This window comes from Desulfoplanes sp. PS50 (genome assembly GCF_053851535.1).
Window position 1 is genome coordinate 39,430 of sequence record NZ_JBSPZA010000004.1, and the last position, 12,161, is coordinate 51,590.

The 12,161-nt window shown below is 55.0% G+C and carries 10 protein-coding genes; 6 read left to right on the forward strand and 4 right to left on the reverse strand.

Features of this window, described 5'->3' with window-relative positions; all coding sequences use genetic code 11:
* The first annotated feature begins 292 nt into the window (after positions 1-292).
* Both ACTVJH_RS02835 and ACTVJH_RS02840 read left to right on the forward strand, forming a co-directional pair.
* Positions 293-1,933 carry a glutamate synthase-related protein gene (locus tag ACTVJH_RS02835; protein ID WP_455987261.1) on the forward strand — a complete coding sequence of 547 codons (1,641 nt, stop codon included), beginning with the start codon at positions 293-295 and terminating at the stop codon, positions 1,931-1,933.
* A 209-nt stretch (positions 1,934-2,142) separates the two neighbouring features.
* Positions 2,143-3,015: a protein phosphatase 2C domain-containing protein gene (locus tag ACTVJH_RS02840; RefSeq protein ID WP_455987263.1), complete on the forward strand. Its 873-nt coding sequence runs from the start codon at positions 2,143-2,145 to the stop codon at positions 3,013-3,015.
* Between the two features lie 9 nt (positions 3,016-3,024).
* Here ACTVJH_RS02840 and ACTVJH_RS02845 read toward each other — a convergent pair whose 3' ends face one another.
* Positions 3,025-4,248: a glycosyltransferase family 4 protein gene (locus ACTVJH_RS02845; protein ID WP_455987265.1), complete on the reverse strand. Its 1,224-nt coding sequence runs from the start codon at positions 4,246-4,248 to the stop codon at positions 3,025-3,027.
* A gap of 177 nt (positions 4,249-4,425) precedes the next feature.
* Here ACTVJH_RS02845 and ACTVJH_RS02850 point away from each other — a divergent pair, with 177 nt between their 5' ends.
* The 4 genes from ACTVJH_RS02850 to ACTVJH_RS02865 all read left to right on the forward strand — a co-directional run bounded on the left by ACTVJH_RS02850 (position 4,426) and on the right by ACTVJH_RS02865 (position 8,763).
* Positions 4,426-4,896, forward strand: a complete 471-nt coding sequence (locus ACTVJH_RS02850) for an HAD family hydrolase (RefSeq protein WP_455987267.1) — start codon at positions 4,426-4,428, stop codon at positions 4,894-4,896.
* 260 nt (positions 4,897-5,156) lie between these two features.
* A complete protein-coding gene (locus ACTVJH_RS02855) occupies positions 5,157-6,431 on the forward strand; it encodes a double-cubane-cluster-containing anaerobic reductase (protein WP_455987269.1) in 1,275 nt (424 codons plus the stop codon).
* Positions 6,432-6,863: 432 nt separating this feature from the next.
* Positions 6,864-7,625: an acyl-CoA dehydratase activase gene (locus ACTVJH_RS02860; protein WP_455987271.1), complete on the forward strand. Its 762-nt coding sequence runs from the start codon at positions 6,864-6,866 to the stop codon at positions 7,623-7,625.
* Complete coding sequence (locus ACTVJH_RS02865) at positions 7,618-8,763, forward strand: double-cubane-cluster-containing anaerobic reductase (RefSeq protein WP_455987273.1); 1,146 nt, start codon at positions 7,618-7,620, stop codon at positions 8,761-8,763. The genes ACTVJH_RS02860 and ACTVJH_RS02865 overlap by 8 nt, the downstream gene beginning before the upstream one ends.
* Before the next feature lie 239 nt (positions 8,764-9,002).
* Here the strand turns inward: ACTVJH_RS02865 and ACTVJH_RS02870 are convergent, their stop codons facing one another.
* The 3 genes from ACTVJH_RS02870 to ACTVJH_RS02880 form a co-directional block, all read right to left on the reverse strand.
* Entirely contained in the window at positions 9,003-9,770 is a 768-nt protein-coding gene (locus ACTVJH_RS02870) for an ABC transporter ATP-binding protein (RefSeq protein ID WP_455987275.1), read from the reverse strand.
* Between the two features lie 81 nt (positions 9,771-9,851).
* Complete coding sequence (locus tag ACTVJH_RS02875) at positions 9,852-10,688, reverse strand: ABC transporter permease (protein WP_455987277.1); 837 nt, start codon at positions 10,686-10,688, stop codon at positions 9,852-9,854.
* Between the two features lie 60 nt (positions 10,689-10,748).
* A complete protein-coding gene (locus ACTVJH_RS02880) occupies positions 10,749-11,858 on the reverse strand; it encodes an ABC transporter substrate-binding protein (RefSeq protein WP_455987279.1) in 1,110 nt (369 codons plus the stop codon).
* Positions 11,859-12,161: the final 303 nt, after the last annotated feature.

A 12,161-nucleotide genomic window follows, 5' to 3' on the forward strand; every position in this document is an offset into this window, starting at 1 on the left:
CTGGATTAGACTTCCAGTAGCACCTTGAACATGTATTTTCAATCCCTATTTCCATTTTGCAACCTTCTGTCATAACCCCTTTCTAAAAATGAAAACATACAAATATCCCACAGTCCGATTTTCTCATTTACCCAAAAGCAAAAAGGATTTCCTTATTTCGACCTCTTTTTCCCGTTGATTCCCCTATTTGACGAAAATATTGCAGTAATGTAAGATAAACCTCTTTAAGATTTTCATTTTTGTCATTTTTTTTGCCGGTTTCCACCCCCAACCTTTATGAGGAAGCTTGTTCATGAATCAGAAGAAAAAATCCAACGATGTCCTCGGAACCGTCAACCGCGGCAATCCGGCCGAATCCGGACTGTGTACCCTGTGCCGGGCCGACTGTCAGGGAAAATGCGAAACCTGGCTGTCCAGCCTGGTAGGCCGCAAACTTCTCTATCCCCGTGACTTCGGGAGTGTGACCGCGGGCAGCGACAACACCACCCACGTAGGCGTCTCCTACAATTCCCTGCGCATTCAGGGCTACAACTATGGGGCAAAGGGCATGGCCCCGGGGCTGTCCACCGACCCCGACGACTGCATCTTCCCCAATGTCAGCCTGGAATCCTCCTTTGGCGCGGAAATCGAGACCAAGGTCAAAATCCCCTTGATGACCGGGGCACTGGGTTCCACCTTTGTGGCCGAGCGCTACTGGGAATCCTTTGCCACGGGCTGCGCCCTGGTCGGCATCCCCATCGTGGTCGGCGAAAACGTTGTCGGCGTGGACCGCAAGGCCGAATTCAAGGACGGCAGAATTTCCAAATCACCGGAACTGGACCGGCGCATCGAGACCTACAACAGATATTATGACGGGTACGGCGCGATCATCGTTCAGATGAATGTCGAGGACAGCCGTAACGGCGTGGCCGAATACATTATCGACAAATATGGCAATGACGTCATCATCGAGCTCAAATGGGGACAGGGCGCCAAGGACATCGGAGGCGAGATCGAGGTCAGCAGCCTGGATTACGCCCTGTTCCTTAAAAAACGGGGCTACCTGCTGGATCCGGACCCGGAAAGTCCCAATGTCCAAAAGGCATTTAAGATGCGTGCCATCCGCTCCTTTGCCCGCCATTCCCGCCTGGGATACACGGATATCTCCTCCCATGAAAAGGTCCGTGAAGACTTCATGAACACGGTGGCCTTTTTGCGCAAACTCGGATTCAAGCGCATCTCCCTGAAGACCGGTTCCTATGGCATGGAAGCCCTGGCCATGGCCATCAAATTCGCCTCGGACGCCAAACTGGATCTCCTGACCATGGATGGTTCCGGCGGCGGTACGGGCATGTCCCCCTGGAACATGATGCAGAGCTGGGGGGTCCCCTCCATCCTGCTCCACTCCAAGGCCTATGAATATGCATCCATCCTGGCTGCCAGGGGTGAAAAGGTCGTGGACATGGCCTTTGCCGGCGGATTCGCCCTCGAGGATCAAATTTTCAAGGGGCTCGCCCTGGGTGCACCCTTTACCAAGATGATCTGCATGGGCCGGGCCCTGATGATTCCGGGCTTTCTGGGGGCAAATATCGAAGGGGCCCTGCATCACGAACGCAAAGATGCGGTCAAGGGCAATTGGAACAAACTGCCCGCCACGGTGAGCAATCTCGGCAACAGTCCGGAACAGATCTTTGCCGGGTACTATGATGTTGAAAAGATCGTCGGCACCGACGAAATGGCCAACGTTCCCCTGGGAGCCATCGCCATGTACACACTGGCCGACAAACTCAGCGCCGGCCTGCAGCAGCTTCTGGCCGGAGCCCGCAAGTTTTCCATGGATCAGCTCTCCCGCGAGGACCTGGTCTCCGCCAACCGGGAAACCGAGGCGGAAACAAGGATTCCGTTCATCACCGACGTGCATGACGAAATCGCCAAGAAGATCCTCAAGGGATAACCCCTGCCGGATCATCGCTTCTCGCAGCATAAAAAAAGCCTCCTGATCAGGAGGCTTTTTTTATGGCCGAAACGCTCATACGATACGCACATGAAAAACAAGAAACCAGGGAGAGGGGTCGCTTCGATAGATATCGGCTATGCGTTCAGCTTGTATTGATTATATCTTTGCATACGACAAATACATCGATCTGACATATAGCATCAAAGATGCTCTCCTCCCTTACTTCACATACCGCCTGTCTCCAGGCCCGGCCGGCTCGCTCTCCGGCAGTCCAGGCCGTCAACAACCGCGGTTCAGCCAGGCTCAACGAAGATCATCTACTGGTCGGCTCGCACACCTTCGGGGTTTTTGACGGGGCATCCAGCCTGACTCCGGGATGCTTTCACGGGATGACCGGCGCATGGTGGGCCGCGTTCATGGCCTGGTCGGTCTTTGCACGCGAGGGGAACATCACCCTGGCGGAAACGGCCCGGCTGGCCAACCGAAAAATCCGTCAAAGCATGCTCGCGCACAGGGTGAACTGCACAAACAAACTCGATTGCTGGTCCACCAGCGCAGCGGTCTTCCGGGTCAGCAACGGGCGCATCGAATGGGTACAGACCGGCGACAGCCTTGTGGGGGTGATCCATGATGACGGTCAGGCCGAGCTCCTTTCGCCCTATCACAACCATGACCGGGAAACCCTCGGCCGCATGGCCCGGCTCACGGCCCAGGGGGTAGAGGATGTCAGGGAGGCGGCCATGCCGGCCATCAGGAAGGTGCGAGAAAGGATGAACCAGGACTACGGTGTATTGAACGGCGAACAGGGCGCCCTTGATTTCATTCGTTCCGGATCTGTGTCAACCAGGGGCGTTCGGCATGTCATCGCCCTGACAGACGGCATGTTCCCGCCCCATGTCGATCCTGAAAAAGACTTCGATTTCAATCTGTTTGCCCATCGATTCCGGAAAAAGGGACTGGACGGGGTGCTTGCGGATATCCGGACCCGGGAAGAGGCCGATCCCCACTGCCGCGCCTATCCGCGATTCAAGCGACACGACGACGCCACTGCCGTGGCCCTGACCCTGAAAGAGGGTTGAACTCACGGGTCAGACAAGTCTTTGATACACAGCGTCAATCTTTTCAAACACCCCGGACCAGGTGAACCGGCCCAAAAGTTCTTTCACAGCGGGCTCCGAGCGGGCACCAACCCCGGAACGGATCCTGTCCATCTGCTCCCCGAGAGCCCCGACCAGTGAACGGACAAACCTGTCCTCGTCATCAGGGTGGGGAATATCCACGGAACACATCCGGGGCAGGGGAACCCTGGTAACGATCCCGGGGTCCAGATTTCCAAACAGTTCATCGACACCGGGAAGTCCGGTGGCCACCAGGGAACACCCGCTCGCCAGGGCCTCCAAAAGTACCAGGGGAAGCCCTTCGAAAAACGAGGGCAGCACGAATATATGCGACCGTCTGAGCAGATCCGCCAGGGCGGACTGGGTCAGGGAACCGTGCATGACAACCCTGTCCCCGAGCCCGGAGGCCATCTCCCGGATCTCCTGTTCTTCCCGGCCGCTTCCGCTTCCTGCCAGGTGGAGCACGAAATCCCCCTCGAGCATCTTGCAGGCCCGAATCAGCCAGGGAACGCCCTTGGCCCGACTGAGTTTGCCGGCAAAGACCAGATGCAGGGGAGAGAGGGAAAGAGATTCACCGGGGGGAGTGAACAGGGTTTCATCGTATCCCGCGCCGGTCACCGTGATCCTGTGGGGCTCCAGTCCATAGAGTTCGCTAATCGTGGTTTTCTGCTCCCGGGTGAGGGCAAAGACCCCGGCCAACCGCGAGCACCCGGACAGGGCCCGTTCACGCAGATGGCTGCACTGTCTGAACTGACGCAGATCAGAGCCATGGCAGGAAGCAACCACGGGGATATCCGGAACCATCCGCCCGGCCAGAGAGGTCAACAGCCATAAATGATTGGCATGAATGATATCCGGGGTATATTTTTCCACAGCTTGTTCCAAAACATGTTCAAAACATTGTTCGTATCGTGCGACCTGATGGGCGTCGAGATCGCAAAAACAGGTGCTGGAGTATGGCATGACGTCACTCATGCCGACAATGGGAAAGGATATATCCTGTTCAAAACAAACCGAAGAGATATCCACAGCGCACAAATTCCGGACAGCGTCAGGTACAGAATATTCCCGGGGCACACCGGCAACCAGGGCATTGGCATAACCCCGCTCGGCCGCCTGCCCCATGACGGCCTGGACGTATACCCCGCTCCCGGTGGAATCGGGGCGCTGGCTCAAAAGATGTAATATTTTCATAGGCTCAGTAAAACAATTAAAACAATACAAGGCGATAGATTGTAGGGGCACCGACGTGCCGTGCCCTTTCTACCGGGAAACATCAAAACACCCGCACATAGCACATGACGTTTTTTTGCAAAAGCACTCTGCTTTTCCTATTTTTTTGATCCTCAAAGATCAATCAGGAGAATCATCATGATCCGCATCGACATCCCCGGGGGAGAAATCCTCGAACTCACTCATCTCGTCCTTGATTTCAACGGCACCCTGGCCCTGGACGGGCAGCTCCTCCCGGGCGTGTCCGAGCGGCTGAAAGCCCTTGCCGGACATCTCACCGTTCACATCGTCACGGCCGACACCTTCGGCAACGTAGCCGGACTCTTTGACGAGACCTCCCATGACATCGTGGTCCTCGAATCCAGGGAACAGGACAAGGCCAAGCAGCAGGTCATCCGGAATCTGGGACCTCGGGGATGCGTGGCCATGGGCAACGGCAGAAACGATGTGCTCATGCTCAGACAGGCTGCCCTGGGTATCGGACTCATCCAGGAGGAAGGCGCGTACCCTGGCATCCTGACTGCGGCCGACGTACTCTGCACGAATATCCGGGATGGTCTGGATCTATTGACCCATCCCCTGCGACTGGCGGCAACATTGAGGAATTGAACACCGGACGAAACGGCTCAGGCTTCCCCCAAGCCCTGTTTGCCCTTCCTGGGAACGCCGAGCGTCTGCTCGGCAATGCGCTCCCGATTCAACGAACAACAATGGGCAGATCCTACAAAAGAGGCGGCACACGCTTGCCGCCTTTCTCTGTGCCCGAAAGGCCGACCAGACGGTCGGCGTTCCCAGGAAAAGACACGCATCCCCAATGAACAAGAAAGAAGCGCAAACCATACAAACCAACGTTCAGACAGGAGACACCAATGGGAAAATATGACGAAATGTGGGAAAAACTGAACATCGACATGCCTGCCCACGACGGACTCATGGAGGTTCTGGGCAAATTCTACGGGGACATCTACCTCTCCCAGCAGGGACGTTTGCAGGGCATGGAATACCTGGATCTGGTCCTCTCGGAAATCCACGGCCTGCGGGTCAAGGAACTCCAGGATGCCAAGCAGAACGAGGGCCGCAAGGTCATCGGCACCTTCTGCGTGTTCGTCCCCGAAGAGCTGACCATTGCGGCCAATGCCATCCAGGTGGGCCTGTGTTCCGGAGCGGATGTGGCCAAGGAAGAGGTGGAAAAACTCATCCCCAGAAATACCTGCGCCCTGATCAAATCGTCCCTGGGTTTCAAGCTGGGCCGGCTCTGTCCGTTCACGGAATCCTGTGACCTCATCGTGGGCGAGACCACCTGCGACGGCAAGAAAAAGGCCTATGAGACCCTGGGAGAGATCGCGCCTGTATATGTCATGGAGGTGCCCCAGTGCAAAAACGAACACGACCGGGCCCTGTGGAAGGCGGAAATCCTCCGGTACAAGGAAACCGTTGAAAAGCTGACCGGGAACACCATCACGGCCGAAAGCCTGAAAAAAGCCATCGTCATCGTGAACAACAAGCGTAAGGCCATTCAGCGGCTGAACAAACTCCGGGTGGCCGAGCCCGTGCCCATTTCAGGACGCGACGCCCTGCTCATCAACCAGGTGGGTTTTTATGACGATCCCGAACGGTTCACCGCCCAGGTCAATCTCCTCTGCGACCAGCTCGAGGAAAAGATCGCCAAAGGCGAAGGCGTGGCCCCCAAGGGGACGCCCAGACTGCTCATGTCCGGCTGTCCCATGGCCGTGCCCAACTGGAAACTCCCCTATGTCACGGAAAGCTCCGGCGCGATCATCGTGGGCGAGGAATCCTGTGTGGGAACCCGGAATATCCGCGATCTGGTGGACGAATCCGGAGAGACCCTGGACGAGATGATCGACGCCCTCACGGACCGGTACCTGAAAATCGACTGTGCCTGCTTCACCCCCAATAATGAACGGGTGGACAACATCCTGGATCTGGCCCGTAATTCCAAGGCCGACGGCGTGCTCCAGTACACATTGATGTTCTGCCAGCCCTATGCCCAGGAAAATTTTCGCGTGGAAAAGAACCTGCAACGCGCCGAAATCCCATCCATGGTCGTTGAAACCGATTACGGCATGGAAGATGTGGAACAGCTCAAGACACGCATCGAGGCATTCGTGGAGATGGTCAAATAACCAGGTTCACCCGATGATCCGATGATCACGGTTTCCCCCCTGGGAACGCCGAGCGTCTGCTCGGCACTACATACCCGATTCACCAACCGGCAGAGGGCACAAAAAAGCCAATACGCGCATATCGCCTTTTCCTGTGCCCGAAAAGCCAACCAGACGGTCGGCGTTCCCAGGATACAAAATGCCTCTCCACCCGATTTCCCAATACACCGATTTCAATAAACAACGTCACACCTCCCGTAGGGGCACGGCGCGCCGTGCCCTTTTTCGACGATGCGACAAGGGTAGGGCACACAGCAAAAAGGGGCTCCCATAGGGGGGTGCCCCTACAACCTGGTTATCTGCCTTGGTGATGACATCCACAGGCGACACCCGGTTGATTTTCCCTACCGTTCCCCCTCTTCTTTGAACCTCCAACACACCGAACGGAACACCATGATAGCAGGAATCGATATAGGCTCCCGATCCATCGAGGCCGTGGTCCTCGACTGTGACAAGGTCACCTTTACCAAGAAAATCGCCACAACCTTCGATCCCCTGAAGCAGTGCGCATCCCTGCTCGAGGAATTCAAAGCGGATCATGTCGTGGCCACGGGCTACGGCCGCAAGCTCCTGGCCGAATCAGGATTGATCGACAATGTCGAAACCCTCACGGAAATCCAGGCCTACGCCCTGGGCGCCCGGGCCGTGCATCCCGAAGTCCGGACCATCCTGGACATCGGCGGCCAGGACACCAAGGCCATCTCCCTCTTTGCCAACGGCAAGACGGCCAAGTTCGAAATGAACGACCGCTGCGCCGCCGGCACGGGCAAATTCCTGGAGTTCATGGCCACGGCCCTGCAGATCCCCATCGAGGAATTCGGGGAATACGCCATGAATGCCACCGGCTGCCCGACCATCAACAGCATGTGCACGGTGTTCGCGGAAACCGAGGCCGTCTCCCTCATGGCCCGGGGTGAATCACCGGCCAACATCGCTCTGGGCCTGCACAAGTCCATCGTCAACAGGACCAAATCCATGCTCACCCGCGTAGGCGTTGAATACCCCCTGGTCTTTGCCGGCGGCGTGGCCCGAAACAAGTGCGTGGTCAACCAGCTTGAATCCATGCTCGGCTGCGAAATCATCATCCCCGAAGACCCGGATCTGGTGGGAGCCCGGGGCGCGGCCGAGTGGGGGAGGAAAAAGTTCGATGTCTAAACCGGAATCGTTCGAAACCCTGTCAACCTATAAATCCCGCAGTCTTCCCCTCATTGACGAGGCCAAGGACCAGGGACACAAGATCGCTGGTCTTTTCTGTGTCTACGCTCCCACGGAACTCATGTACGCGGCAGGTGTCATCCCCGTGGGCCTGTGCGGCAAAAACCAGACACCTATCCCCGCTGCCGAAAGGGATCTGCCTGCCAACCTCTGCCCGCTGATCAAGTCCAGCTACGGGTACGGAATCACGGATTCCTGTCCTTTTTTCGGGGCTTCGGATTTCATTGTGGGGGAAACGACCTGTGACGGTAAAAAAAAGATGTATGAACTGCTGCAACGCATCAAACCCCTCCACCTCATGCATCTTCCCTATCGCCAGGACGATCAACCGTCTCTGGACCTCTGGACAGGAGAACTGCGCAGATTTGCAGCCTTTCTGGAGAAGGAAACCGGACATCGGATCACCGAGGAAGAACTTAGTCAGGAAATCCGGCTGCACAACCGGATCAGAAAACAGCTTCTGCGCATTACCGCCACAGGCCAGGCCCCCGTTCCCCCTCTTTCCGGACTGGACATGCTCAGCATAACCGAGACCAAACATTTTGTGGTCGACGTTCATGACTATCTTGAAAAAATAACCGCCCTGGCAGACGACTTGGAATCCATGGTCGCATCCGGTGCATCCGACGTGAAACCCGGACCGCGCATCCTGTACACGGGCTGTCCCACCGGCAAGGGCTCGGAAAAAGTTTTGCAGATACTCCAGGAATGCGGGGCTCTGGTTCCGGTCCAGGAACATTGTTCCAGCCTCAAGGATTTTGCCGCCCTGGTCGATGAAACCGATCCCGATCCCTACCACGCCCTGGCCAAACGTTATCTGAACACCCCCTGCTCCTGCATGACTCCCAATACGGGAAGGCTTGATCTCATCAGCGAACTCATCGCCGACTACACCATTGACGGGGTAGTGGATCTGACCTGGCAATGCTGTCATACCTACAATGTGGAATCCTTTTCCCTGCGGGAGCATGTGGAACACAAGCATGAGCTCCCCTTTCTGCACATCGAAACAGATTATGGCCAGTCGGATACGGAACAGCTCAGAACCCGTATCGAGGCCTTTCTGGAAATGCTTTGACAGTATCCTTTGGTGCCGGATAAATATGACAATGGCCTGCGAACAAGATATCTTCTTGCTTGCAGGCCATTGTTTTTGACGCTCACAGGACATCCTGACAACAGCATATCCCGGTCCATGCCGTCATGCGTGATTTCCCTCGCCCCCGGGAGGGGCTGTTCAAACATTATTTGACATCGTACAGTTATACTATTTATTTTTGGAACTCAGCATAGACTGGGGACCATCCCTCACCCCCTTCATCCCATAACAACCTCCTGCTCCAGCATATCCAGGATGTCCGCAGCCATACGCCCATATTCGGGCATGGCCCGGTCCCGAGGTCTTGCCATCTCTACCCGGATCTCTTTCAGAAACCGTCCCGGACGGGCCGACATAACCAGAATTCGATCCGCCAGATAAATGGCTTCATCCACACTATGGGTGACAAATAAAATGGTGGTCCGCTTGTACTCCCAGATACTCAAAAGTTCTTTTTGCAGCAGGATGCGGGTGTGGGCATCAAGTGCCCCAAAGGGTTCATCCATAAGCAGAACATCCGGCTCGTTGGCCAATGCCCGCGCAATGGCCACCCGCTGTCGCATTCCCCCGGAAAGTTCATGCGGATAGGCATGGGCGAACTTTTCCATACCGATCAAGCGAAGATATTTTTGCCCGGATTCATATCGCTTGTGAGCAGACCAGCCTTGGAATTCCAATCCCAAGGTGACGTTATCGATGACCGTTCGCCAGGGAAACAAAGAATATTCCTGAAAAACCATCCCGAGATCGTGATGGGGACTGGTCACGGGTTGCCCCCTATACACCGCGCTACCGAAAGTCGCCTGCTCAAGTCCGGCCAGAATGCGCAGCAGAGTCGACTTCCCGCAGCCTGAAGGCCCTACGATACATATGAAATCATTCGGGAAAACCTCGAAGTCCACTCGATCGAGAGCTCGAATTGCCTCACCGCGCTTGGTGACAAACTCTTTGCGTATCCCGCTGACGGTCATTACCGCTTCATTCATACCATCTCCTGAATGCTTTACGCGCACGTCTGATCCTGGCGGACCTGTCTTTGGATCCTATCCGGACTTCTGGTACCGCTTTTATCTGCTCAATCGTTGCCACGAGAACTTTTTCTGCTCAACATATCTGAACAACCCATCCATGATCGCCCCTACAAAACCAATGCAGACCATGCCTGCGATAACGATATCCGTCGACGCCACCGTGTAGGCATGGGTGATCAAATAACCGATTCCTGCCAGGGAACCCGGAAGCATCTCCGCAGAAACCAGACACATCCAGGCTATTCCCAGCCCGATCCGCATGCCGTTGACAATGGTCGGCAGGGCCGCCGGAAGAAGCACCTTGCAAAAAATGGTCGTCTCCCCGGCACCCAAAACTCTGGCGGAATCCACAAGGGTTTTGTTCACGCTTTTCACCCCGTGTACGGCACTTGTGAGAACGGGAAAAAACGCGCCTATAAAGATGATGAAGATCATGGAAAACTTGAAATTCGAAAGATAGATGAACCAGGTACCATTCTCGACCTGGAACATATCTGCCAGACTCGCGACACCGAACCAGGCCATGACGAGAGGAACCCAGGCCAAAGGGGGAATCGGTCTGAAAAGGTTCAAAAAATCATTGAACAGGGTATAGGTGACAGCTGAATATCCCATGGCAATGCCCAAGGGCACTGCGATACCCACGGCAAGCAGATAACCGATCACAACCCGGAGCAGGGAAATCCAAACGTTTGTCAGCAACGACCCCATGCTGATGAGATCCTCACCTGGGCGAGCAAGCAGATCGAGGACTTCCGCCACAGACGGGATAATCACCGAGTTGTCCACCTGCGAAGCAATCCATGTCCATATGAGGACAAACAGAGCAGGGGTCAGAAGGCAAAGAGAAAATCTCTGGACTATCTTGTTCATGAATCTTCCCGATTGGTTCTTGTCCGTGGTTTCTCAAGCCGAGAAACCACGGACTTAGGATTACTGAACAAAGCGAAAATCGTACAACAACGGGGTGACCTCTTTCAAAGACCTGCCCTTGAGCCGCCCTTTGAATTTGTGCATGTCATTGAGCACATCCAGGTACAAGGCTTCACCGCGCATCCAATTCTCGGAAGGGTCGGTCGTATAGATAATGGTCGATTTTTCAACTGCTTGAACCGGGACACCGATCCACGAGGAAACGACCTGACTCTGCTCTTTCTTGTGCGTATTGGCCCACTCGCCACTTTTGGTCATCAACGCGATCATTTTTTCGACCACTAGCGGGTTGTCATCGATGAGCTCCTGGGTCGCAGCCATGACGCAGCAGGGAAAATCGTACCATTCTCCAACCGGAGGAAGATTCCTGAGATCCAGGGCGATATGCCCGACATTCTTGAACTCTGCCACTTCGGGATGGGGTGCGGGACCGACCCATGCATCCACCTGCTTGCCCAGCAGAGCCGGAATGAGATTGGAAGTGGACTTGAGATCGACCAAAAGCACATCGGCCACAGCATCCGTGGCATCCTGAGTAACCCCGAGTCCTGCCTTGTGCAGGGCACCCTCGAGAGCAATTCGGGGCGCGCTGGTTGGGGAGTGATAACCGATCTTGACGGGTCGATCGGATTTTTTGATATATTCGAGCACTTCATCCCAGCCGTTGATGGTGCTCCCTTGAGGGAACACCAGGCCCATACCGTCCACATGAAGCGGACAGACCATCTTGATCTTGGTTTCCTTGTCTATGCTCGACATCGCTGCGGTGCCTGAAAGCAATCCGAGATCGAGCCGGTTCATGGCAAACAAGGTGGTGGTCTCCGAACCGCTCTTGGAGACAACGATATTCAACATTGCCAAACTGTTGTCACCGTCCATCAACTCGTATTTCATCTTCGGAACCACTGGCTTGAGATAGACTCCAAACTCCTTGAAGTCTTCGCCTTTGGACATGGCTACGATCAGAGGGGTTTGATGGGTGGTAAAAACATAACCCACATTGTAATCAGGCAGCTTGTTCTTGGCCAGGGCCGACGAGCAGGGAACAAGTATTGCCAGTACAATCAACACGGCCGAACGCAATACCTTCTTGGGCATGCCTACGAACATACGTTTTCTCCTTTTTCTCTAGGTAAAACTAATAAATGACGAGTTATCTATTCAACAATACAATATTTTTTGTAAAATATGTCAAATCGTTTATCTGGATGGAAACAATGCAAACCGATTATCTTTCCCGATCTAAACACAAAAAAAGCCAAGACCCGACAAACAGCGCGCCGGATTTTGGCTTTTTGACAGGGACGAGCTCTTTGTCTCAGCCTCGCTTCACCCTCCCCATAACTCCCGAATGTACTTAAGGGCGGAAAACACGACGATACCGCCGAGCATCCCCTCTGTAGGCACGAAAAA

Excerpts from the sequence above, each read along its gene's own strand:
- ACTVJH_RS02835 (WP_455987261.1), top strand. The coding sequence starts at position 293 with ATGAATCAGAAGAAAAAATCCAACGATGTCCTCGGAACCGTCAACCGC.
- ACTVJH_RS02840 (WP_455987263.1), top strand. The coding sequence starts at position 2,143 with ATGCTCTCCTCCCTTACTTCACATACCGCCTGTCTCCAGGCCCGGCCG.
- ACTVJH_RS02845 (WP_455987265.1), bottom strand. The coding sequence starts at position 4,248 with ATGAAAATATTACATCTTTTGAGCCAGCGCCCCGATTCCACCGGGAGC.
- ACTVJH_RS02850 (WP_455987267.1), top strand. The coding sequence starts at position 4,426 with ATGATCCGCATCGACATCCCCGGGGGAGAAATCCTCGAACTCACTCAT.
- ACTVJH_RS02855 (WP_455987269.1), top strand. The coding sequence starts at position 5,157 with ATGGGAAAATATGACGAAATGTGGGAAAAACTGAACATCGACATGCCT.
- ACTVJH_RS02860 (WP_455987271.1), top strand. The coding sequence starts at position 6,864 with ATGATAGCAGGAATCGATATAGGCTCCCGATCCATCGAGGCCGTGGTC.
- ACTVJH_RS02865 (WP_455987273.1), top strand. The coding sequence starts at position 7,618 with ATGTCTAAACCGGAATCGTTCGAAACCCTGTCAACCTATAAATCCCGC.
- ACTVJH_RS02870 (WP_455987275.1), bottom strand. The coding sequence starts at position 9,770 with ATGAATGAAGCGGTAATGACCGTCAGCGGGATACGCAAAGAGTTTGTC.
- ACTVJH_RS02875 (WP_455987277.1), bottom strand. The coding sequence starts at position 10,688 with ATGAACAAGATAGTCCAGAGATTTTCTCTTTGCCTTCTGACCCCTGCT.
- ACTVJH_RS02880 (WP_455987279.1), bottom strand. The coding sequence starts at position 11,858 with ATGTTCGTAGGCATGCCCAAGAAGGTATTGCGTTCGGCCGTGTTGATT.